24 protein-coding genes, 2 tRNA genes and 3 pseudogenes are annotated in these 20,609 nt (G+C 40.1%); 18 read left to right on the forward strand and 11 right to left on the reverse strand.

From position 1 onward, the window contains the following. Positions 1-17: 17 nt before the first annotated feature. From IM475_RS12560 to petG, 3 genes are all read left to right on the forward strand, one after another. A complete protein-coding gene (locus tag IM475_RS12560; protein ID WP_287727817.1) occupies positions 18-1,154 on the forward strand; it encodes a metallophosphoesterase family protein in 1,137 nt (378 codons plus the stop codon). Between the two features lie 87 nt (positions 1,155-1,241). Further along, a complete protein-coding gene (locus IM475_RS12565) occupies positions 1,242-1,727 on the forward strand; it encodes a hypothetical protein (RefSeq protein ID WP_287727762.1) in 486 nt (161 codons plus the stop codon). Between the two features lie 216 nt (positions 1,728-1,943). Continuing rightward, positions 1,944-2,060, forward strand: coding sequence for a cytochrome b6-f complex subunit V (gene petG / locus IM475_RS12570; RefSeq protein ID WP_004162585.1), 117 nt, complete (start codon positions 1,944-1,946; stop codon positions 2,058-2,060). Between the two features lie 171 nt (positions 2,061-2,231). On the opposite strand, the gene IM475_RS12575 is transcribed toward petG, so the two are convergent. Then, on the reverse strand, positions 2,232-2,783 hold the full coding sequence (locus IM475_RS12575; RefSeq protein WP_287171041.1) for a 1,2-dihydroxy-3-keto-5-methylthiopentene dioxygenase: 552 nt from the start codon (positions 2,781-2,783) through the stop codon (positions 2,232-2,234). Positions 2,784-2,914: 131 nt separating this feature from the next. Between IM475_RS12575 and IM475_RS12580 the strand changes: the two genes are divergently transcribed. Further along, positions 2,915-2,987 (forward strand) — tRNA-Ala (locus tag IM475_RS12580). Between the two features lie 68 nt (positions 2,988-3,055). Here the strand turns inward: IM475_RS12580 and IM475_RS12585 are convergent. Next, a pseudogene (locus tag IM475_RS12585) lies at positions 3,056-3,244 on the reverse strand (glycosyltransferase); the annotation flags it as partial. A 582-nt stretch (positions 3,245-3,826) separates the two neighbouring features. Between IM475_RS12585 and IM475_RS12590 the strand changes: the two are divergent. Further along, complete coding sequence (locus tag IM475_RS12590) at positions 3,827-5,491, forward strand: hypothetical protein (protein ID WP_287727764.1); 1,665 nt, start codon at positions 3,827-3,829, stop codon at positions 5,489-5,491. Positions 5,492-5,534: 43 nt separating this feature from the next. On the opposite strand, the gene IM475_RS12595 is transcribed toward IM475_RS12590, so the two are convergent. The 5 genes and pseudogenes from IM475_RS12595 to IM475_RS12615 form a co-directional block, all read right to left on the reverse strand. Then, complete coding sequence (locus tag IM475_RS12595) at positions 5,535-5,675, reverse strand: hypothetical protein (protein ID WP_287657621.1); 141 nt, start codon at positions 5,673-5,675, stop codon at positions 5,535-5,537. A 202-nt stretch (positions 5,676-5,877) separates the two neighbouring features. Further along, positions 5,878-6,942, reverse strand: coding sequence for an NAD-dependent epimerase/dehydratase family protein (locus IM475_RS12600; RefSeq protein ID WP_287727766.1), 1,065 nt, complete (start codon positions 6,940-6,942; stop codon positions 5,878-5,880). 25 nt (positions 6,943-6,967) lie between these two features. Beyond that, positions 6,968-8,242: a glycosyltransferase gene (locus tag IM475_RS12605; protein ID WP_287727768.1), complete on the reverse strand. Its 1,275-nt coding sequence runs from the start codon at positions 8,240-8,242 to the stop codon at positions 6,968-6,970. A gap of 191 nt (positions 8,243-8,433) precedes the next feature. Beyond that, complete coding sequence (locus IM475_RS12610) at positions 8,434-9,501, reverse strand: NAD-dependent epimerase/dehydratase family protein (protein WP_287657624.1); 1,068 nt, start codon at positions 9,499-9,501, stop codon at positions 8,434-8,436. A gap of 70 nt (positions 9,502-9,571) precedes the next feature. Further along, a pseudogene (locus IM475_RS12615) lies at positions 9,572-10,355 on the reverse strand (pantothenate kinase). A gap of 276 nt (positions 10,356-10,631) precedes the next feature. On the opposite strand from IM475_RS12615, the gene IM475_RS12620 reads away from it, so the two are divergent. Next, positions 10,632-11,909 (forward strand): M16 family metallopeptidase, encoded by a 1,278-nt coding sequence (locus IM475_RS12620; RefSeq protein WP_287727772.1) that lies wholly within the window; start codon positions 10,632-10,634, stop codon positions 11,907-11,909. A gap of 3 nt (positions 11,910-11,912) precedes the next feature. Further along, a complete protein-coding gene (locus IM475_RS12625) occupies positions 11,913-13,172 on the forward strand; it encodes a M16 family metallopeptidase (protein WP_287727774.1) in 1,260 nt (419 codons plus the stop codon). Positions 13,173-13,224: 52 nt separating this feature from the next. Here IM475_RS12625 and IM475_RS12630 read toward each other — a convergent pair. Next, positions 13,225-13,296: transfer RNA gene (locus IM475_RS12630), tRNA-Asn, on the reverse strand. A 147-nt stretch (positions 13,297-13,443) separates the two neighbouring features. Here IM475_RS12630 and IM475_RS12635 point away from each other — a divergent pair. From IM475_RS12635 to IM475_RS12665, 7 genes and pseudogenes are all read left to right on the forward strand, one after another. After that, the gene (locus IM475_RS12635) at positions 13,444-13,917 is read left to right on the forward strand and encodes a hypothetical protein (protein WP_287727776.1); all 474 of its coding nucleotides are present in this window, start codon (positions 13,444-13,446) and stop codon (positions 13,915-13,917) included. A gap of 405 nt (positions 13,918-14,322) precedes the next feature. Further along, complete coding sequence (locus IM475_RS12640; protein ID WP_272080665.1) at positions 14,323-15,009, forward strand: hypothetical protein; 687 nt, start codon at positions 14,323-14,325, stop codon at positions 15,007-15,009. A gap of 275 nt (positions 15,010-15,284) precedes the next feature. Continuing rightward, the gene (locus IM475_RS12645; RefSeq protein WP_002801545.1) at positions 15,285-15,518 is read left to right on the forward strand and encodes a hypothetical protein; all 234 of its coding nucleotides are present in this window, start codon (positions 15,285-15,287) and stop codon (positions 15,516-15,518) included. After that, entirely contained in the window at positions 15,515-15,745 is a 231-nt protein-coding gene (locus IM475_RS12650; RefSeq protein ID WP_287727777.1) for a type II toxin-antitoxin system PemK/MazF family toxin, read from the forward strand. Before IM475_RS12645 ends, IM475_RS12650 begins: the two co-directional genes overlap by 4 nt. A 36-nt stretch (positions 15,746-15,781) precedes the next feature. Further along, positions 15,782-16,783: an adenine-specific methyltransferase EcoRI family protein gene (locus IM475_RS12655; RefSeq protein WP_287727778.1), complete on the forward strand. Its 1,002-nt coding sequence runs from the start codon at positions 15,782-15,784 to the stop codon at positions 16,781-16,783. Positions 16,784-17,625: 842 nt separating this feature from the next. Continuing rightward, positions 17,626-17,826 carry a type II toxin-antitoxin system HicB family antitoxin gene (locus tag IM475_RS12660; RefSeq protein ID WP_002735173.1) on the forward strand — a complete coding sequence of 67 codons (201 nt, stop codon included), beginning with the start codon at positions 17,626-17,628 and terminating at the stop codon, positions 17,824-17,826. Then, a pseudogene (locus tag IM475_RS12665) lies at positions 17,823-18,032 on the forward strand (type II toxin-antitoxin system HicA family toxin). The gene IM475_RS12660 and the pseudogene IM475_RS12665 overlap by 4 nt, the downstream one beginning before the upstream one ends. A 62-nt stretch (positions 18,033-18,094) precedes the next feature. Here the strand turns inward: IM475_RS12665 and IM475_RS12670 are convergent. After that, complete coding sequence (locus IM475_RS12670) at positions 18,095-18,394, reverse strand: hemolysin XhlA family protein (protein ID WP_002755782.1); 300 nt, start codon at positions 18,392-18,394, stop codon at positions 18,095-18,097. Positions 18,395-18,693: 299 nt separating this feature from the next. Here IM475_RS12670 and IM475_RS12675 point away from each other — a divergent pair, with 299 nt between their 5' ends. Next, the gene (locus IM475_RS12675) at positions 18,694-18,936 is read left to right on the forward strand and encodes an AbrB/MazE/SpoVT family DNA-binding domain-containing protein (protein WP_002736094.1); all 243 of its coding nucleotides are present in this window, start codon (positions 18,694-18,696) and stop codon (positions 18,934-18,936) included. Next, positions 18,930-19,250 (forward strand): type II toxin-antitoxin system PemK/MazF family toxin, encoded by a 321-nt coding sequence (locus IM475_RS12680; protein WP_002735990.1) that lies wholly within the window; start codon positions 18,930-18,932, stop codon positions 19,248-19,250. Before IM475_RS12675 ends, IM475_RS12680 begins: the two co-directional genes overlap by 7 nt. Here the strand turns inward: IM475_RS12680 and IM475_RS12685 are convergent. Together IM475_RS12685 and IM475_RS12690 are read right to left on the reverse strand one after the other, a co-directional pair. Next, positions 19,244-19,432 carry a hypothetical protein gene (locus tag IM475_RS12685; protein ID WP_130756655.1) on the reverse strand — a complete coding sequence of 63 codons (189 nt, stop codon included), beginning with the start codon at positions 19,430-19,432 and terminating at the stop codon, positions 19,244-19,246. The two genes, IM475_RS12680 and IM475_RS12685, sit on opposite strands and share 7 nt — an antisense overlap. 39 nt (positions 19,433-19,471) lie before the next feature. Then, the gene (locus tag IM475_RS12690; protein ID WP_002736586.1) at positions 19,472-19,684 is read right to left on the reverse strand and encodes a type II toxin-antitoxin system VapC family toxin; all 213 of its coding nucleotides are present in this window, start codon (positions 19,682-19,684) and stop codon (positions 19,472-19,474) included. Positions 19,685-19,932: 248 nt separating this feature from the next. Here IM475_RS12690 and IM475_RS12695 point away from each other — a divergent pair, with 248 nt between their 5' ends. Both IM475_RS12695 and IM475_RS12700 read left to right on the forward strand, forming a co-directional pair. Next, complete coding sequence (locus tag IM475_RS12695; protein ID WP_002736548.1) at positions 19,933-20,199, forward strand: DUF4258 domain-containing protein; 267 nt, start codon at positions 19,933-19,935, stop codon at positions 20,197-20,199. After that, complete coding sequence (locus IM475_RS12700; protein ID WP_002775710.1) at positions 20,150-20,392, forward strand: DUF2283 domain-containing protein; 243 nt, start codon at positions 20,150-20,152, stop codon at positions 20,390-20,392. The genes IM475_RS12695 and IM475_RS12700 overlap by 50 nt, the downstream gene beginning before the upstream one ends. Positions 20,393-20,609: the final 217 nt, after the last annotated feature.

Here is a 20,609-nt window from a genome sequence, read left to right on the forward strand (position 1 = left end):
TAGCCCAATTGAATGCGATGAATTTCCGTTTCGCCATTCTCAGCGATCCTCATATCGCTTTACCCACAACCATTTTGAACCATTCTAATCGCTTTCATCTGGTGGAAGTGAGTATTCCCGCTTTAAAAATTGTTTTAGACCATCTCATCACCCTTAACCTCGATTTTCTGCTGATTGCTGGCGATTTAACCCAAGATGGTGAACCAGAAAATCATCGTTGGTTAGCCGATTGTTTAGCCACTTTACCCTTTCCCGTCTATGTTGTGCCGGGTAATCATGATGTTTTGAGTTTAACCGCAACAGAAAACCAGATCGGTTTAGCAGATTTTCCCTTTTATTATCAACAATTTGGTTACAGCGACCCCGAACAAATATACTACCAAAAAGAAATTTTACCCAGAGTGCAATTAATCGCTCTTAATTCTAATCAATTCGATGACCAAGGTGGACAAATTGGCAGTTTAGATGCAGAACAATTGCATTGGTTAAAACAGATTTTACCATCGCTAAAAAACGATCTGGTGATGGTAATGATCCATCATAACGTTATCGAGCATTTACCCGGACAAAGCAATCATGAATTAGGTAAACGCTATATGTTGGCTAATGCGGTAGAACTACTCGATATACTAGAGGAAAACGGCGTAAAATTGTTGATTACTGGCCATCTCCACGTGCAGGATCTGGCTTTTACTAGAGGTATCTATGAAATTACCACTGGTTCCCTCGTCAGTTATCCCCATCCCTACCGGGTGCTAGAATATCGCGAAAACACGGGAGAATTAGCCATAGAATCCTTTCATCTGCAAAATATACCCGGATGGGAGAATTTACCCGCTATTTCTCGGCAATGGTTAGGCGATCGCTCTTATCCTTTTATGATGCGTTTGTTAACCTGCCATCCCCTCAATCTTCCCATGAGTCTAGCGGAGGAATTAGCCCCGAAATTACGAAATTTTTGGGCAGATGTGGCCAAAGGTGACACAATCTTCGATTTTAGCGATTTTCCGCCCCTAGTACGCCGTTATTTTTACGCTTTCAGTGCCATCGATCCCCTCGGTAATCCTCATTTTATCGACAATCAAGCTGTAATTAGTTTCAAGCATCAGTTTAGTTATCAGCGCTCAAACTTTCTGCTGGAGATGGGAGAATAGCTGCAACAAATAATTAACTATAGCTTATAGTTATGGTACGCGGCCGCTATCTTGGCAGAAAATATCAAAAAAAATCAATAAAAATAAATGGAAGCACTTAAAAAGGAATTAAAAAAAATCGGTTCTCTTGCCCTCTTTTTTTTCTTGGCTTTCGGTTATATTCTTCTGATCATGAAATTATTTCTGGAAGAGTATTCGATTACCACCTACGTTTTGGGTAAAGCGATCGTAGGAGCGATCCTTGCGGCAAAAACCGTGGCCATTCTCGACGCAGCCATGAAGCTAGAATGGTTAGAAAATCGTCCCCGTTACGTTAGTGTTCTATATCGAACCTTTGTTTATACCCTAGCAGCACTGATTCTCGGCTCGATCGAGGGTTTTCTGGAAGCTTATCTGGGAACGCGGGTAATTTCGCAGGCAATGGCCAAATTTTGGCAAAGGGAAAGTTTCTCTCAAATCCTTGCGGTTACTCTCTGTCTAGCAGTGGTTTTTTGTCTCCACAATCTCTGGCAAGAAATCGATCGCTATTGGGGTAAAGGCAAATTGAGAAAATTTTTTCTCGGTCGCTCCTAGAGTAGAGCAGTTATCTTAATGGTGAGATAGCAAGTTTTCCTTTTGGGGAGTCGGGAGATAGGATTTAGAGAGATGGGGATTTAGGGAAATTTCAGCTAAATTCCCCACTACCCCCACACCCCACTTAAGAAGTATGTACGATCGCCCTATCTTTCGCGGGCAACCCCTGCTAGGATAAAATACGGGTGAAAAATTGCTAATCCAAGGAGTACAGACGTGATTGAACCTTTAGTGCTAGGCATTACCCTAGGCTTAATTCCCATTACCCTAGCGGGTTTGTTCGTTGCCGCCTATTTACAGTACAAACGGGGCAATCAATTCGGCTTAGACTAAATCTATCACGCCAATCCCCCGAATTGAGACAATCTCCCGTCAAGCTAGGCACTAGACGGGAGATTTTTCAATAGGACAAATTTGCCGCTTAACAGATTGTGGCTGCTGGCGTTGCCATCCCTGCAAAACTCATCTGTCTTCTGGGGAGAGCGCTCGCCAAAAAACCAAAGGCTAGACGGCTGTTAAACTAGGAAAACGAATGACAGTTTCCGTATATTCGGGAACCCATCCGGCGGTACTGGTGAAGTAACGTACTGCTTTAACTCGTTTACTGGCAGTGAGGTGAAACCAGTGTTCGCTATGGGCGGGAACATTGATATATTCTTGAGGTTGAATAGTTAATTCCCCCTGAGAACCATCGGGAAAGACAAAGCCAAAAACCCCCTCCCCATCAATGATATAACGCACCTCATCGTCAGCGTGGGTGTGACAGCGCTCGAATTTGGCCAGTAAAGTGTCGAGATTGGGAATTTCAGGGTGTAAAACGATTAAATCTCTAGCTTGATAACCCGCTTCTTGCTTTAGTTGCTCAAAATAACCGTCTAAGCTGGTTAAAACTATTTCTTTTTCTTCGTCAGTGAGAGAAGCTTGTTTAAGTAGCTGACGAGTGGCTTCGTTTTCGATCGGCCAATAGTTTAAAGTAACATTTAATTTGGCCAATTCCAGACTAATATCGGCTAACTGGGTATAGGTTGTCCCATTCTCTAAGCGTAGTATCGCCATTAGTTATCATCCTCAAGATTACTTTTTCCATTTTAAAGTTTTCCAGAGAGAAGCCGCTCGATTTTTTGCCCCTCGATCCCTTGCCAGTTCCTAGGATTTTCTGCTTAAAAATGCTATTATGGCCTATATATGGGGAATTAGCTCAGTTGGTAGAGCGCTGCGATCGCACCGCAGAGGTCAGGGATTCGAGTTCCCTATTCTCCATTTGCCAGAGATATTAACCGCTTTTTAAGGTTCCAGAAAGATGATCAACCACTGTCAACTTGCCAAAAGCTAAATTTTTCCAGTCCAGAGCGGAGCGCCAAACTAAAACCATTGGGATAATAGTTATTGGTGTAGCGAATCTGGGGATTTTCTTAGTTAATTTTTTGCAGAACTGCTTTGGTATTATCTTTGTTGTTGTCATTAACCACTAGGATTTCATAATCAATTTTATCCTCTCCTAAACCCTCAGATATTATAGAAAACATCTTGGACAATTTTTACCAGATAAGTAAGACGGCTCACCACTACTACCGAATCACTACCCGGATTAGCTATTTAGTCCCTAACAGGAGGGGGAATCGGATGATCGATTTAGGAAGACCTAGTATTTGGCGATCACTAACGAGAGTGGGCGATCGCATAGTAGATAACAAAATGAGCAAAATTATAAAACTCATAAATACTAGGAATTACAGCCAAAAGTAACATTTCATGAAGATATACTTGACAAAATCAACGCGGTCTTAACTTGTCAGGCACGATTCAATCCCTAGATTTTTTGCATAAGTCGAGACAAGATAAGATAGGATGGTTCGGCAGTTTAAGATTGAAAGATGAATGACGAACAAGTAAAAACTTTGTGGAGTGTATCCAGACACATTTAAGGATATGGTTACAGTCCTGACAGCGGAAGTATCCAAACTAAAACTTAAGGAGATGGGAAGTAGATAATTATTGATCGTGCCTTATGCCTAGCTCGAAAAACATTGAGCGAGAGGTGATTATCTTCACCGGAAGAATTCATCAGCAATTTGGAGTAAACCCTAGATAATTTAATTATGATATTCTTTCAACTTCTAGTTATCGCAGCAACCGCACTTGCTATCACTTTTTCCCTTGGCTATGTAATCTTGCGTGCAGTTACTAACTTAACAGTCAAGGAATGTCTGGCACTTGCAGGTGCCTGTGGTATGGCTTTACAGGGAGCGATTGCCTTCCTCGGCTTCCTACTGGGCATTTCAGGGCGTAATTTTTTTATCCTGACCACTGTGGCTCTATTTAGCATAGCTATAGCCTTACTACTGCGGAAGCCAACGAAGACAGAGCCGACTGGGAATTATTCTTGGCTCTACCTGTTGATGGTGTTTTGGACAACGCTAGTTGGCATCCAGTTGTTCGTCCTGATCTATAGTGGTGCTAACTGGTATGGCGACTGGTGGATGCATTACGATATTGCCAAAGTCTACCTAGGACAACAGGCAACTGATACTATTTATTTTAACCGTTACATCATCTCATCTCGCACGCCTTTGTTCAATCTTTTTTCGAGCTACTATCTTGGCCTTTTGGGAAATCAATTTAGTATCTATCAATTAAGCTCAATATTGCCAGAAGTTTTTTTATTAGCAATGATTCCGTTGCTATTGCGCCCCCACCAGGTAACAATAGCAGTTATCCTAGTGGCTTTCAATGGTCATATGAATAGCACCAGCATTTATCCCTGGCCGAAGATACTTGCTTCCTTGTATGTAATTACCGCCATCTATTTTTATCTCGACCTGAGAAAAAATTCTAAGAGGAATTTGTTCTCTCAATCTGCTATTGGTTGGGGTTTAAGCTCTGGATTAGCGATGCTTAGTCACCCATCAACCCTTTTTTATGTAGCCGCTATGGTTGCCGACAATATCTGGATAAACCGCCGCAATTTTGTTAACGTATTACGGCAATTATTGGTTCCCCTATCGATAGCATTTGTGACGTTACTACCCTGGATATTGTGGGGCATAAGCGAATATGGCTTGCCAGAATTCTTGCGGGCCTTATCTAACACCACAGGCACGATGACTACCATCGAAAGAGTGATGAATGCCATTGGCAATATAACCAGTACAATTGTACCTATTCCCTTAGGTAAGGCCTTGATCGGTTTTAATCCAGATAGCCCAATCATAGGACAGATTGGCAATCCATGGCTGAGATTTTATTATAATGTTCTGCCCGGTGCCTTGAACATAACCATAACTTGCCTGCTCTTATTCGAAGGAGTTAGACGATATTTCAGGAAAAGTTCATTGCAGTCTATATTGCCAAATTCACTCTTTTTGTCAGTAATCGTTTTTGGGTTTTTAGGTGGTTGCCTGCTGCAACAAGGCTTTAACACTGGCGGTCTAGTTGGTGAGAGCATGACTCCCATAGTGTTTCTCCTCTTGTTAGTTGCCAGTGAATACTTTTATGATCTAGGTGTTAAGTTCCGCCAACTGTTCTTGCTGATGCTTACGGGCGAATTCTTGATTTCCCGTGGAATTCACTTAGTTTTTCTGGGAATAGGGCATCCCTTTATTTGGGATGACAATTTGAGTCTAAAAAACGAGAAAAACCTTGTCTTTGCCAGAGATCTTATAGCAACTCCCTGGCTGGGTTTTCTGATTACTACATTGTCCTTTATAGTATTATTAGTAATTGGATTGAAAGCCTGTTCAAGAGAACAACGCACTTCTAATTAGGTTAGTTAACAGGTAGGGGGACAGAATCTCATCAAATCTTTGATCAAGCGATTGGCAAAATTATCGCTTTAGATTTTCGGAGGCGATGGGATTCTGAATTAAAATTACCCCGACTTAAGCAAAACTGTTTATAAGTGGCATCGCTAATGGCAAAAGCCCAAGAAGCATCTATAGCAGTTTTCATCAGAATGAGGTATGGGCAAGGGGCTTAAACCCCTTGTTGGCAAAACTTGTCGATACCTCAGTAACGTGAAAAGCGCTATAAACCAATTTTTAACCAATCAATAATAGGCAAATTTGCCAGAAAAAAGTAGGCGGTAATGATAATTAGTATTCCCTTGACGACTACGGGTGATTTGAGAGATTTTTTCTGCATAATTGTTCAGTTAAAAAATACCTTTTAATTCCTTTTCATAGGTGTGAATCCAATCAAAAATATCTTGGATTAATTTGCTACCATCTCGCTGGGGTTGCCATCCAGTTATAGAACTGATTTTGCGAGAATCAGTGATAAAAATTGGCATATCTCCGGTGCGATTTTCGGGAATTGCCTCAATCATTATATTATTGCCCGTGATTTCTTGACATAGTTTTGTGGTTTCATAAAGAGACAAGGAAAAATCTTGCCCACCCCCCACATTAAAAGTCTGCCCTTTGAATTGTTCTAAATTAGCAATCTGAATATCGATTAAATCGAGTAAATCAGCTACATGAAGAAAATCTCTAACCTGTTTCCCTGTACCCCCATAACCGATATATTTTAAGGACTTCTGAAAGTAATGATTAGCTACCCAAAGGGCAAAAACTCCCTGATCAACTTTTCCCATTTGCCAAGGACCAGTTAAAACTCCACAGCGATTAATTAAAGTTCTTAATCCGTAGGCATCCCCATATTCATTAATAATCAGTTCCGATGCTAACTTAGTGGAACCGTAGAGAGAACGGGGCAAATCTAAGGGAAACCGTTCACTGATACCAAAAGCAGAAACCCCGGGTAAATCTTGCTGTTCAGATAACTGAAAACGAGTATCTTTTTCTGTATAGTTTAACTGATTAAGATAGGCGATGGGATAAACTCTGCTGGTGGAGAGAAAAATAAAATCAGCTTGGGTTTGTCTAGCTAATTCTAAACAGTTAATCGTTCCAATTAAGTTAGTTTGCAAGACATAGCCGGGGGAAGTATAACCGGCTAAAACGGAAGGTTCTGCCGAACATTCTAGGATTAAATCCACTGGCAAAGCGGATGCCTCTAAGTCTTCCGCATTTCTGACATCTCCATGAACAAACTCAATTCCCGCTTGTTTAAGACGGGGAATATTTAATTCAGAACCGCGACGTTTTAAGTTATCTAAAGCGGTGATTTTCCAGTCGGGATAACGTTGGGCTAATCCCAAACCTAAAGAACTGCCCACAAAACCCGCACCACCAGTAATTAACACTTGTCTAGTCATCAAAAATACTCCTCTAGATAAGTAATTATCTAGCCACTTGATTCTTTTTCTGTTTGCGCTTATAGTCGCCTCTAGAAAGGTGTTTTTCTAACCAGATAGAGAGAACTATAAATAAATAACGACTGCCCATTTCCTTGAGTTTTAACTTGGAAACCCCCGTGGTACGATTGCGCCAAGTGATGGGAATTGTCGTATAGGAATATCCTCGCACGATTGCTTTTAAGGGCATCTCTACTGTTAAGTTAAAATGGTGAGATAGTAGAGGTGAGATTCCTTCGATAACCTCCTTACGATAGATTTTAAAGGCGTTAGTGGTATCATTAAATTTTAGCCCAAATAAAACTTGAATGAATAGATTAGCCAAACGATTGACGAATAACTTGTGCCTGGGATAATCAATAACTTTTCCTCCTTTGATAAAACGAGAACCAAAAACGCAATCGTAGCCTTCTTGGAGTTTATAATAATAGTCCACCATGTTATCGGGAGAGTCGGAATTATCTGCCATTACTACTGCAACTGCATCGCCGCTAAAATTTTCTAACCCACAGCGCACCGCAAAACCAAAACCATTGGGATAATAGTTATTGATGTAGCGAATCCGAGGATTTTCTTGGTTGATTTTTTGCAGAACTGCTTCGGTGTTATCTTTGCTATTGTCATTAACCACTAGGATTTCATAATCAATTTTATCCTCTTCTAAACGTTCAGATATTAAGTGAGTTGTGCTTTCGATGCAATCTTCTTCGTTGTAAGCAGGAATAACTATTGATAAGGTTTTTACTGCATAGTTATCCCTTGATTGACGTGGGTGAGAGTAACCGTCCATCTCGAAAGCTGGTGCTAATCCTTCGGGATAGTACATTTCTGTCTCATTAGTCTTATTCTTGGGTTTAAAAATTAGGCTATCACTGGCAACGTAGTTAATACTAGCTCCCACTAAAACCCCAATCATTGTGTTAACTCCAGGGCTAATTCCTAACCAGTTTAAGAAGGGAAATATCAAAAAAACTCGCAGTAAAACTGCTAAACCTGCCGAGAGATGATAGAGAGGAAGTTGTATCAAAATCACATCTCTAATTGTCCAATCTCCTCCAGTCCACACCCAGATTCTATAGATAAAAAAACTAGCAATTAAAGATATTTCTATCGAAATGACATTAGCAACATTCTTCAGAAATGGTGTATTAAATCCCAAGTCATCAATGAACCAATAAATTAAGAATAAGTTGATGAGAAATGCCACTCCCCCAGCAATGAGAAATCGGAAAATTTTATTGTTGTAGATTTTAGTTAACATAATGGTATCTTAAAATATGCTCTGGTTTAGTTTTTCTAGGTCAATATTGCTATTAATAACATCACTAATGTCCTCTGGTTAACTAATTAACATAGTCCCTCAATTACTAGCAGTATATTTTGCTAAAAATCACTTTGGTAACGAGGGAAAACTAGCAGATAAAAATTGACCAGAATAATTCTTGATTTACCCTAAGTCCAACGGCTAACGTTTTGACTAAAAATCTCTTTGAGAATATCTGTTACTGTGTAGGTTAACTGCCAATCAGGATAATGATTTTTAAACTTACTCACATCAGAAATCCACCAGATATGATCACCAATACGATTAGTCTCTACATACTGCCAGTTTAACTTTTTATCCGCAATCGCTTCACATTCTTGAATAGCTTCTAACATGGAACAATTACTAAAGCGACTACCACCGATATTATAAACTTCTGCTACTCGCGGGGTCTGATAAAAATGATAAAAAGCATTGACGAGATCGTAACTATGAATGTTATCGCGTACCTGCTTACCCTTATACCCATAAATACTGTATTCTTTGCCGATCATCGTACATTTCATTAAGTAGGATAAAAAACCGTGTAATTGCGTTCCTGAATGACTTGGACCGGTTAAACAACCGCCACGAAAAGAGGCAGTTTTCATCTCAAAATAACGCCCGTATTCCTGTACTAACACATCCGCTGCCACTTTCGACGCACCGAACAAAGAATGTTTACAAGCATCAATACTCATCAACTCGTCAATACCTTGAGCAAAATAAGGATGATTTTCCGAGATTTCCCAACGTAATTCTTTTTCTACTAAAGGCAATTCATTCGGTCTATCCCCGTAAACTTTATTAGTGGAACAGAAAATAAATACTGCTTGGGGACAGTGTTGACGAGTATTTTCTAATAATACTAAAGTTCCGTTAGCATTGACACTAAAATCCATATAGGGATCCTTAGCTGCCCAATCGTGGGAAGGTTGCGCCGCCGTATGGATAATTAAGGATATATCATGACTATAGGTTTTAAAGATAGCTGAAATAGCTTCATGATCGCGAATATCTACAGCATGGTGAATGTATTTATCCCCGTAATCTTGCGATAATTTGGCTCGATTCCACTCCGTTGAAGCGTCTTCGCCAAAAAATACCTGACGCATATTATTATCAATTCCAACGACGGTATAACCCTTGTCACAAAAAAATCTGACTGATTCGGAACCGATTAAACCAGCAGAACCGGTTACTAGAACTATCGCCATAACTATATCCTGAATTTTTTGCCTAGTTGTTCAGAAATTTCCCAAGTTGAGAAAACTTTCCCCGACTTTACTAGATATGTTCGCCTTTGTCAATTAAACAGGAGGAGATTACCTCTAATAACTGCGGCAATTCCCTCAAAAATGATCGTCTTATCCACTAGGAGCGATTTAATGGCCTTTTCTTGCCAGTAATCCCTAATTAAGTCCCCATCTCCCCCTGTTAAAATTATCCTGCTCTCTGGATATAAATTTAACCATTCCAGAGTGAATTTTTCTATTCCCGCCAAAATTGTATAAATTATCCCACTTCTTATCCCTTCTGCTGTTTCTTTTGCCCAGATCTGGGGTAATCTTTCCGGTAAGGACACCTCTGGTAAGGCTGCCGTCCGTTCCCTTAAACTGGCTAATTGCAGCTTTAACCCGGGTAAAATTGCTCCCCCCACTAGCTTTTTATCCCCATCCACTCCCGTAAAAGTTAAGGCTGTTCCCCCATCGATGACTAAACAGGGAAATCCGTATTTTTTTCCGGCACCTAAGACAGCTAAAGCTCGATCAATGCCGAATGTTGCATATAAATCCAGCAAAGGAATGTCTTTTAAAGTAATTATCCGTAAATTGCCATAATTTGCCCATAATTCTCTTTGGCTAGGAACCACGGAGGCGACAATCAATGCACGGTTGCATTTGTTTGTCAAGAGTTTAGGGAAAATTTGTTGCAAAAATTCATTACTTAGGGGTTCTCTCAGGTGGGGAGTATCGAGACAAGCTAACAGGGTTTGACCGCGAAAATACCCCCAATGTAGCCGAGAATTGCCGATCATCAACCCTATCCAGTCAGTATCTTGCTCAGTCATTTAGTTAGTGGGAATTATGAATTGGGGTGTGGGGTGTGGGGGGAGAATTATGAATTATGAATTATGAATTATGAATTGGGGTGTGGGGAGAATAAATAAAATAATCTCCTGTCTCCTGACTCCTGACTACTGACTCCTGACTCCTGATGGCTTCAAGATGACCGATATTTGGGGAAATTATCTAGAAATCATGACAAAAGTTTTTTCATGGTTAAACAGACAAGAGAATAAGATAACCTAGGTATAGAATTTAACAAAAAATCTGGTTAACGGACATTGATCAAGTCGATAGCGCAGTGTCAAACGAGTTCTTTTCCCGCTCAGGTATGGCAATTAGATCACGGCTTAACCGTAATTCATCAGTATTTACCCGTGACTCCTGTGGTGGTGGTGGATGTGTGGGTGAAAGCAGGTGCGATCGCTGAACCCGACCCATGGTTAGGTATGGCCCATTTTCTTGAACACATGATCTTTAAGGGGACAAAAAAACTTCCCCCCGGACTCTTTGACTATTTAATCGAAAATTGTGGCGGCATGACCAACGCTGCCACCAGTCACGATTACGCACACTTCTATCTCACCACCAGTGTGGATCAAATTGAACATACCTTACCCCATCTCGCCGAAATTCTCCTCCATGCTGAGATTGACGATGAGGAATTCTATCGGGAAAAAGATGTAGTTTTAGAAGAATTACGGGCCTGTTATGATGATCCCGATTGGATTGCCTACCAAACCCTCTGCGGAAGTATCTATCAAAACCATCCCTACGGACGCTCTATTCTAGGGGATCAACCCTGTTTAGAGCAATTAACCCCCAATCAAATGCGCTGTTTCCATCGCACCTATTATCAACCGGAAAATATGTGTGTGGCGATTATCGGGGGAATTGAACCCCAAGCCGCTTTAGAAATTATCCGGCAATCTTTTCGGGAATTTCCCGTCCCCTCGGAATCCCCCTCCCATCTAGTAGCTGCCGAACCCCCCCTGATCGAAATTCGTCGTTCCCAAGTATATTTACCCCACTTAGAACATTGTCGCCTCTTGATGGGATGGACTGGACCGGGAAGCGATCGCCTAGAAGATGCCTTTGGATTAGACTTGCTTTCGGTAATTCTTGCCGGGGGACGCTGTTCGCGGTTAGTGCGACAGCTGCGGGAAGAAGCGCAAATCGTCCTCGATATTAACAGTAATTTTTCCCTGCAACGAGATTCCAGTCTCTTTACCATCGGCGCTTGGCTATCTAGCTCACAAATCGAGACAATTGAAGGCATTATCTGTGAACATATCCAACATCTGCACGATGATCCCGTCACCCCCGCAGAATTACACCGCACTCAACAGTTATTAGCTAACGATTATATTTTCTCCACAGAAACCCCGGGCCAATTAGCGGGACTCTATGGATATTATCAAACCCTGAGAGCTGCCGACCTAGCCACGATCTATCCCCAAGTTATCCAAAGTTTGCAACCGTCAGATCTCCAGCGTCTGGCTCGTCAGTATCTCTCCCCGGAGCGATATGCTATTACAATAATGCAACCCTGTGAATAAACGATGTCCGCTTCCCCCATTCACCGCTTAACCTTAGAAAATGGCATCACTCTTTTAGTGGTGGAAAATACGGCCGTGGAGTTGGTTGCGGGGAGGATTTTCCTCAAAAATGCGGGTACTCGGTGGGAAAAAACCGAAAAAGCGGGTTTATTTCGTCTTTTAGCCGTGCTGCTCACCAAAGGTACAGAAAAGTTATCTTCCCTAGAAATTGCTGATCGCGTTGAGTCCACGGGGGCCGGTTTAAGTGCGGACACGGGGACCGATTATTTTGTGGTTAGTTTAAAGACCGTTACAAAGGATTTTTTAGATATATTGCGTCTAGCGGCGGAAATTATTCGTTTTCCCAGTTTTCCACCCCCAGAAATCGAATTAGAGAAAAATCTCACCCGTCAAAGCATTCGCTCTCAATTGGAACAGCCTTTTAATGTGGCTTTTAATCAATTACGCGCCGCTATGTACCCCGATCATCCCTATGGTATGTCTTTATTGGGTACGGAGGCAACGGTTTCGCAATTGCAACGGGAGGATATGCAGGCCTATCATAGTCGCTTTTTCCGTCCCGATAACCTAGTGATTAGTCTTTCTGGCCGTATTACCCTAGAGCAAGCAGTAAAAGCAGTGACGGAAATTTTTGGCAGTTGGTCAATTCCCGATCTTCCTTTATCTAGTTTACCTCCAGCCGCTTTTGATTTTCAGCCCACCTGTTTAACTACCGTCCAAGCTAGTCAACAGGCGATCGTTATGTTAGGATACCCCGGCTCTTCTGTACAAGAGGATGATTATGCGGTTTTAAAATTATTGAGTACCTATCTGGGGAATGGGTTATCTAGTCGTCTATTCGTGGAATTGCGAGAAAAACGGGGATTAGCCTACGATGTTTCCGCTTTTTATCCCACCCGTCTCGATTCTTCCCAATTTGTCATTTATATGGGAACTGCACCCCAAAATACAGCGATCGCCGTGTCGGGATTGCGTCAGGAAGCAGAAAGGTTATATAAAGTAACTTTGAGTGAGGAGGAGTTACAGTCAGCTAAAAATAAGTTATTGGGTCAATATGCTCTCGGTAAACAAACTAACGCCGAAATCGCTCAATTATACGGTTGGTATGAAAGCTTAGGTTTGGGTATTGAATTTGATCGCACTTTCCTGGATTCTATTAATCAGATTACTCCCGAACAAGCGCGATCGGTAGCCAGTAAATATTTTCAAAATCCTTACATTTCTCTAGTCGGTCCAGAAAATGCGATCGCTGAAATTCTCTAGTCAGAGCAAAAAGCAGCAACAAAAAACTATTGCCGCTGCTATTTTTGATTAACTCCCCGGGTGGGATTCGAACCTACGACCAATCGGTTAACAGCCGACCGCTCTACCACTGAGCTACCGAGGAAGGCTACTCACAATTAATAATTATAATCATAAGTCCCTCAATAATGCAAGTGTTTTCTGGATTTTTTCTCAAAAAAATTTCCGGTGCCGGTAGCGGTGGGCAGAGAATCGACTATTGTGGAGATAAGGACACCATTAAGTCTAGTCTATGCTTGCTCATCACCGCCGTCCCGTTTCCTTCTGTCTGCTCTCGACAGATCTACCCATCCTCTCCTCTTTAGACACTGCCGCTACCCTCTACCAAAAGGATCGCCACCGGTTTCATCTTCTCCTCAATCAACCACCAGTCGCTCTCCCAGAAATAGAGACACTTAAACCCGAAAATAATCAAAATAAATTAATTTGGCTAGAAATTTCGGCCAATCGGGTAATTATGACCATGCAGGGCCAAGGAAGATTCGCCTATCGTCATTTTTGGGAGCAAGGGGTTTTTGGTGTCAGTCGCTACTGGTTAAATGCCGAAAGCTCTCAACCGGGTTACGCTTTTCGCCTCCGCAACTATACCCGTAGTCTCAAATTAGAGGGGAATAATTTCCCCGAATATTTGCGTCTAGAGTACGAATTATGGTCAGATAACCTGATTTTAGGTCATTATGTCCTTCATTTGCAAGTACACCAATAAATCGGGTTGGCTGCATAGAGCTAAAAACTTTGTGGGATAAAACTTTTAGGCTTTTTTGTCCTCAAAAAGTGCCAGCCACGGGAGCGATCGGGTGGCAAAATTTAGGCACTTTTTCCCCGAAAATTAGTTAATTGTGGGGTGGATTGAAGACTTAGTGCTACACTTCCCGAAAAGTCTATTTTATTTGAGCTTGTTGTTAGGAATCCACTTAAAAGACGTTGTTTAATCTGGCTAATAAGCTCTTGGGTATGATATGGGGAAAAGTTCCAGCGATTGCGCTAAAATGGGGTAGTATGCCGCAAGTTTCCACCTGTCGTTACTCTGAGGACTGTTAGACAGAAAGTTTCTGTATAATCAATAGTTAGCCTGATTATTGGTTACTTTGATATTTAATGGGTTGAACTAATGGCTGCCTTTTTAGGAATTTCTCTCTGGATTACTCTTGCAACTGTTATTCCAGGTCTTATAACGATCTCACTTCTCTATAGTGCAGTTGTATTGACAGGGATTTCACAGAATGACCCTTTATTGGCAGTTTTCCAAGTAAAGAACGACTGGGTTGCTACGGGTTTTGCGGTCATGGCTATGGTGCTTACCCAAGGGGTTGGTATCCTATTAGAAAATTTCCTAATCAACAACCAGCTTCTTGGATCAGACCGAAGGAAAGTTCAAATTCCCAAAGGTATCGATCCTTGTGGTGAAACTAGCTTTTATATTGAACCTTATGCTGAATACCAAGGGCTGTACTTACTCTTAGCAGAACTTCGCGAGAATGAGGACGCTCAAGGTCATCTCCAGCGAACTTTAGCTCAGTTTTTTCTAATAAATAATGTGATCGTATCTTTCAGTTTGGGCTTAGTTGTAACTGTCTGGCGAATAATACATATTCAATTGATTTATTGGCCTAAAGGCTTGGGGTATGCTGCTTTTCTTGTAATCTCTCTTGTAGTACTGTACCGAGTTGCTTGTATTAGGTTTAAAGTGATGACAAATTCTCTCTGGGCGGCACGTCGTAGAAGACTCGAAGATCACTATCATAACGATAAACTGTATTTAAAGTCACAGATGGAGGAATCGGATGAATACGAGTAAGTATGCTGATTCAACTCCTAAAATTTTGATAAATATTGTTATTGCGATCGCCGCTCTGGTAGGGTGCGTTCCCTAATGCAAGTCCTGCTACAAAGCGATCGCTTTTGGGGAACGCACCATGCACATTGATTGAAACTGTGAAGTGCGATGCCGAAGAACCTAGTGCGATCGCTGATCTTGTAGAAACCCAACATTACTTTTTCCCAAATTACCAGCCAATATCTGAGTTACAATCAATACTATCCATTCTACGCCTTAATCAAATAATTTAACTTATGTCTGCTACAATTCGTGAAGAACTTCACCAACAGATTGACCGATTACCTGATGACATTGTTGAAAAAATTGCCAACTTTACCCGATTAATTTCCCCTGAGCCAAACAACATTTCAGAATATACTAATTGGCAAGATGAAGACTGGCAAAAATTTTCATTAGAGCAATTTTTCAAAGAAGGAGATGAAATTGAATATTCCCTAGCAGATGCTCAAGAAATTTATCAACCATGAAACCAGGTGATATTGTTCTAATTCGTTTTCCTCAAGCAGACTTGAAATCAGGAAAACTGCGTCCAGCTTTAATTATTGCTATTTCACCAAGTCGCCATCGTGATTTATTACTTGCTTTAATTTCTTCTCGTCTCCATCAAGCTACTCTAGGATTTGACGAAATTATTAATACCTCTCTTCAAGTATTAGGCAGTGAAATATTTAATCAGATAACCAAAAGTAAATAAAAACAAAAGATTTATTAAATCAAAAAAAGTTTGAACATGGTAAGAAATGCGACAAATAAATTATTGCAAAATTCTAAAAAATTAAAAAGTGACGAGTTTTATACACAACTTTCAGATATAGAAAGTGAGTTGCAACATTATAAAAGTCATTTTGAAAATAAAGTAGTTTATTGCAATTGCGATGACCCCCGAATTAGTAACTTTTTTAAGTATTTTGCTGCAAACTTCAAAAAGTTAGGTCTAAAAAAAATAATAACATCTTGTTATCGAGAACAAGTGAGAGATTTATTTAATACAAAAGAAGATGAAAAGGGTTTTTTCTTTGAATATACAGGTACAGAGAGAGAAAAAAATAAACCTATTTCCACTGACATTATTTACTTTAATGGGGATGGAGATTTTCGTAGTCCTGAAAGTATTGAACTATTAAAAAAGTCTGATATTGTTGTTACTAATCCGCCATTTTCATTATTCAGAGAATATGTAGGTCAATTAGTTAAATACGACAAAAAGTTTTTGATAATTGGCAATATTAATGCAATAACCTATAAAGAAATTTTCAAACTAATTAAAGAAAACAAAGCCTGGTTAGGAATAAATCTTGGTAGAGGTATTTCTGGTTTCATTGTTCCCGAACAATATGAACTTTATGGAACAGAGGCTCGTATTGACAATTCTGGAAATAGAATAGTTTCTCCAAATAATTGTTTATGGTTAACCAACTTAGACACATCAAAACGACAGGAAGATATGGCTCTGACAAAAAGATATTTTGGCAATGAAGCTGAATATCCAAAATATGACAATTATGATGGAATTAATGTCAATAAAACCCAAGACATTCCCTTAGACTTCAAGGGGGTTATGGGTGTACCAATAACATTTTTACATAAATTTAATCCCGACCAATTTGAAATAATTAAATTCAGGAAGGGGAATGATGATAAAGATTTATCAGTAAATGGGAAATGTCCTTATTTTAGAATACTAATCAAGAATAAACGAATCCAAACTGAATATATTGATTTAACAGGGTAAGCGCATCTTAACAATCCTTGACAAAATGAACTTTATGTGAGTTGCCTACCCAGGATTCAGGCATATTTGAGGAGAATTTGCCATCTCAATTGTTAAGCAAAAATCGACTGAATGGGTCGATACTATTCTGATTGACTGGTATCACTTGAAATGCCCACGCCTATCACAAAATTTGCCAATTGTCAATAGCGTTTGAGATGCTCTCACCCTGCTCTTTTATGTTGTCGAGATGTTGAAATTTTACCCTGATATTGAGAATGACATTGACGGCTAAAATAACTTTTAATTAATCGCCAACGAGTTGAAAAATCTGCATCTGTTTCAGGCAATGTCCAAAGAGCCTGAATGGGCTCTGGTAAAATGACAATAGCATCAATCTTAAAATGATGTTGTCACATAACATATTTAAAAGCATTTCGTAGTCAATCCACATTTTCAGGTTCACACAAAATTCTGTGACGATTGTATGTCACAACTGTAAAAAAATAAGTAGCTCCAGGTGTTTTTGCTCTACGGTATTGCATCAAGTTAGAATAACATTTATTGGATTGGTGTTTACGCAACTGGCGTTGGGTTTCGTGCCTCAACCCAACCTACCAAACTTTAAGACCGCAATTCCTTTGGCTTTTGAAAGTGCGATCGCTATTATCTTGTTGATTAAATTTTAAAATTGCCATTGCTTGGGATAGGAACGCAAAGGGCGATCAATTTTTGATGAGGAGGAGAGGCGATCGTTTCTTGAGTGAGGAGAGGCGATCATTTTTGGGTGATGTGGGAATGGCGGTTACATATCGTATTTTTCTATTATCATAGTAAAATTAGGCAAATATTTTGAAAATAACATGAAAATTAAAGCTCTAATCTGGCAAGAAGATGGTATTTGGTGCGGTTCCGTACCGGCATTGCCAGGCTGTCATACCTGGGGAGAAAGCTACGAACAATTATTAGAAATGTTGCAAGATGCGGTTCAAGGATGGCTTGAAGTTGCAAGTCAAGAAACAGAAATTGAAGCAGAAAAAGAGCTAGTCGAATTATCATTATGAAATCTATTTCTGGCCAAGCCCTTTGTAAAATTATTGAACGTTATGGTTAGCAGTTAAAACGCATTAGTAGTAGTCATCATATTTATACAAAACAGGGAATGAAAGTTATTTTATCCGTTCCTGTTCATGGCAATAAAGATTTACCAATTGGTACTCTTAAGAGTATTTTGAAAGATGCTGATCTGACCGAAGATGACTTGAGATAACGGTGATCGCTGTTTTCTTGTTGATTAAATCTTAAAAACGCGATCAGGTTTTCTTTTGAAATCTAGGGTAAAGCTGTTAAAACAAAACGGATAGACGTTGCCACTACCGCCGTAAACAAAATCCCAATCAAAGCCCAAACCTGATTGCCCTGATTGCTTTCTACCTTTTCTATCTGTAATTCCATTTTATCGAATCGCTTATCCATTGAATCCAATCGTTTCTCTACATTATCAACTTTGGTTTCTACAGTAGCCAATCGAATCTGTACTTGATTCACATCTTTAGAAATTGTATCTAGCTTCTGATTCATTTCTGCTAGAACTTCGCGCAAATCCGTTTCGATGATAGTCGGTGTTGGCATAACTCATCTTGTTAATCAGGCTGACACACTCATTTTAATCTATTTTTTTGCTGAGAGAACGGCCTCTTCTCAAAATATAGCAATTCTCATTTTAAGGTTTCATGACATTAAAACCCTTGCACCTAGAGGGGTTAATAATTCTTAACAAATCTCTAGATCGCTGAAACAACGCAAAATCGTTTCAAAATGAGAATAGCTGGGCGATTTTGAGGAGGAGGGGCGATTTTGAGGAGGAGGGGCGATCGCTCCCTAATCAGTATAAGTTGATATAATTATCGTATGTTTATCTGGTCGTCAAAATGTTGCTAAAAATCGTACAAATCGGTAATTCTCAAGCAATTACAATTCCTCAAGCAATCATGGAACAGTGTGAACTTCTGGACGAAGTTGAGGCGATAGTTGATGGAAAAAGAATTATTCTGAGTGCTAAAAAGAAGGTAAGGGAAGGCTGGGCTGAGTTATTTGATGATGCTCCTATTGAAGCCGAGTTACAGGATTGGTTAGGGGTGGAAAACGAGTTTGAGCGGCAAAATCAATGGTAGAAAGATTTAGCATCCTGTTGGTGGCACTCGATCCAACTAGGGGGTCTGAACTGCAAAAAACTCGACCTTGTGTTGTTGTTTCTCCTAGTGAAATTAATGCTCGATTAAGAACAGTCGTTATTGCACCAATCACCAGTACTGTCAAAAATTACCCAACAAGAATCCCCATTGATCAAGAAAATGTGCGCGGCAGTATTGCTTTAGATCAAATTAGGGCGATTGACAAAACCCGAATTGTTGCCACAATTGGCAGTCTTGACGAACGGGTAGCAATGGTAGTGGCTGATCGATTGGTTGAATTTTTTCACTACTGATTGTCACCGAATTTGTTCGGTTTTAGTATCGCTTTTTTATAAAACAGGGAGAGGTGATCGCTTTTTAGAGTAAGGGTGAAGGGGCGATCGCTTTTGGGAGGAGCAATTTTTTGGGAATGGCTATCGCTGTTGGGTGATGAGGAGAGGCGATCGTTTTTGGGTGATGTGGGAATGGCGATCACTTTTGGGTGATGTGGAAATGGCGATCGCCTGCCCTGAGATTAATCTCTCAACAAAGCTCGAAAACCAGCTTGCTGAAAATGAATATCCGTTGTTAATGCTTCCGTTATTCTACGCTCTTCCATTACAATAAAAGAAATACAGTCAACAATTCCCCAATTTTTATCGTTTCTTTGACAATATAGATGATAATCGTCCGTAGATGAAGATAAAGCGATCGCATAACTTGTATCGAGAAATTTCTCAGGGTTCATGCTCTTTTTCTTCGCCATATAAAATATGGCTCTTCGGGACTTGGTATGGTTCGATAGGGGGGCATAAATCGACTCAATCCTTATCTGGCAAGAGATTTAATTGATTAGTTCGCTTCAGATCGCCAACAATTGACAAAAATTGCGGCAATGTCTGTCTCTATAAAGGTTTCATTCCTTATAACCCCGTCCATTGCATAAGACAAACCGAAGAACCCTAATCCCTTACAAAAAAATACTCCGAAATCCTCGTGAACTTTATTTTAAGTCACCATGCCGAAGAAAAAATTATTCAACGCCAAATCTCTTTAAAAATATTGCAGGACATCCTCAATAATCCTGAGCAAATTTTAGAAGAAGATGGACTCAAAGTTTATCAAGGTACGTTTGTCACCATTAACAATAAAACTTATCTTCTGAGAATTTACATTAATGACTTAGTTGAGCCTCAAAAAATTGTTACACTATATGTTACCAGTAAACTTAGAAAATATAGGCAGCTATCAAATGAAAGCTAAATATGATGCTGAAGTTGACGTTTTAACAATTACCTGGCATGACACACCCGTAGAAGAAAGTGAGGCAATCAGTCCGGGGGTTATTCTTGACTATGATCAAGCAGGTAATGTAATCGGGATTGAAATTCTTAATGCTTCTCGAAAAATCGAGAATTTTTCTCCGAATGTGCAGGTAGCTATTTCTTCTCGATAAAGGTGATCGCTGATCCTGTAGTGCGATCACTGATCTGTAGGTTGGGTTGAGGTAACGAAACCCAACATTACCTTTATTTCTTACCTGAATTTTTTGGGTTTTACTTCTACATTTTATTCCATACCAATATCACTATCAAAGATCAGCTTTTCTGAAGCTCCTCACATCTGATCATAAATTCCTTCTTCAACATAACGGTGAAAACTGGAATATTGCC

This window comes from Microcystis sp. M061S2, assembly GCF_020245605.1.
Lineage (GTDB): Bacteria > Cyanobacteriota > Cyanobacteriia > Cyanobacteriales > Microcystaceae > Microcystis.

Bases quoted from the DNA above. Each gene is read 5' to 3' on its own strand.
- IM475_RS12560 (WP_287727817.1), top strand. From the start codon at position 18: ATGAATTTCCGTTTCGCCATTCTCAGCGATCCTCATATCGCTTTACCC.
- IM475_RS12565 (WP_287727762.1), top strand. From the start codon at position 1,242: ATGGAAGCACTTAAAAAGGAATTAAAAAAAATCGGTTCTCTTGCCCTC.
- IM475_RS12575 (WP_287171041.1), bottom strand. From the start codon at position 2,783: ATGGCGATACTACGCTTAGAGAATGGGACAACCTATACCCAGTTAGCC.
- IM475_RS12590 (WP_287727764.1), top strand. From the start codon at position 3,827: ATGATATTCTTTCAACTTCTAGTTATCGCAGCAACCGCACTTGCTATC.
- IM475_RS12595 (WP_287657621.1), bottom strand. From the start codon at position 5,675: ATGAAAACTGCTATAGATGCTTCTTGGGCTTTTGCCATTAGCGATGCC.
- IM475_RS12600 (WP_287727766.1), bottom strand. From the start codon at position 6,942: ATGACTAGACAAGTGTTAATTACTGGTGGTGCGGGTTTTGTGGGCAGT.
- IM475_RS12605 (WP_287727768.1), bottom strand. From the start codon at position 8,242: ATGTTAACTAAAATCTACAACAATAAAATTTTCCGATTTCTCATTGCT.
- IM475_RS12610 (WP_287657624.1), bottom strand. From the start codon at position 9,501: ATGGCGATAGTTCTAGTAACCGGTTCTGCTGGTTTAATCGGTTCCGAA.
- IM475_RS12625 (WP_287727774.1), top strand. From the start codon at position 11,913: ATGTCCGCTTCCCCCATTCACCGCTTAACCTTAGAAAATGGCATCACT.
- IM475_RS12635 (WP_287727776.1), top strand. From the start codon at position 13,444: ATGCTTGCTCATCACCGCCGTCCCGTTTCCTTCTGTCTGCTCTCGACA.
- IM475_RS12640 (WP_272080665.1), top strand. From the start codon at position 14,323: ATGGCTGCCTTTTTAGGAATTTCTCTCTGGATTACTCTTGCAACTGTT.
- IM475_RS12645 (WP_002801545.1), top strand. From the start codon at position 15,285: ATGTCTGCTACAATTCGTGAAGAACTTCACCAACAGATTGACCGATTA.
- IM475_RS12650 (WP_287727777.1), top strand. From the start codon at position 15,515: ATGAAACCAGGTGATATTGTTCTAATTCGTTTTCCTCAAGCAGACTTG.
- IM475_RS12655 (WP_287727778.1), top strand. From the start codon at position 15,782: ATGGTAAGAAATGCGACAAATAAATTATTGCAAAATTCTAAAAAATTA.
- IM475_RS12660 (WP_002735173.1), top strand. From the start codon at position 17,626: ATGAAAATTAAAGCTCTAATCTGGCAAGAAGATGGTATTTGGTGCGGT.
- IM475_RS12670 (WP_002755782.1), bottom strand. From the start codon at position 18,394: ATGCCAACACCGACTATCATCGAAACGGATTTGCGCGAAGTTCTAGCA.
- IM475_RS12675 (WP_002736094.1), top strand. From the start codon at position 18,694: ATGTTGCTAAAAATCGTACAAATCGGTAATTCTCAAGCAATTACAATT.
- IM475_RS12680 (WP_002735990.1), top strand. From the start codon at position 18,930: ATGGTAGAAAGATTTAGCATCCTGTTGGTGGCACTCGATCCAACTAGG.
- IM475_RS12690 (WP_002736586.1), bottom strand. From the start codon at position 19,684: ATGAACCCTGAGAAATTTCTCGATACAAGTTATGCGATCGCTTTATCT.
- IM475_RS12700 (WP_002775710.1), top strand. From the start codon at position 20,150: ATGTTACCAGTAAACTTAGAAAATATAGGCAGCTATCAAATGAAAGCT.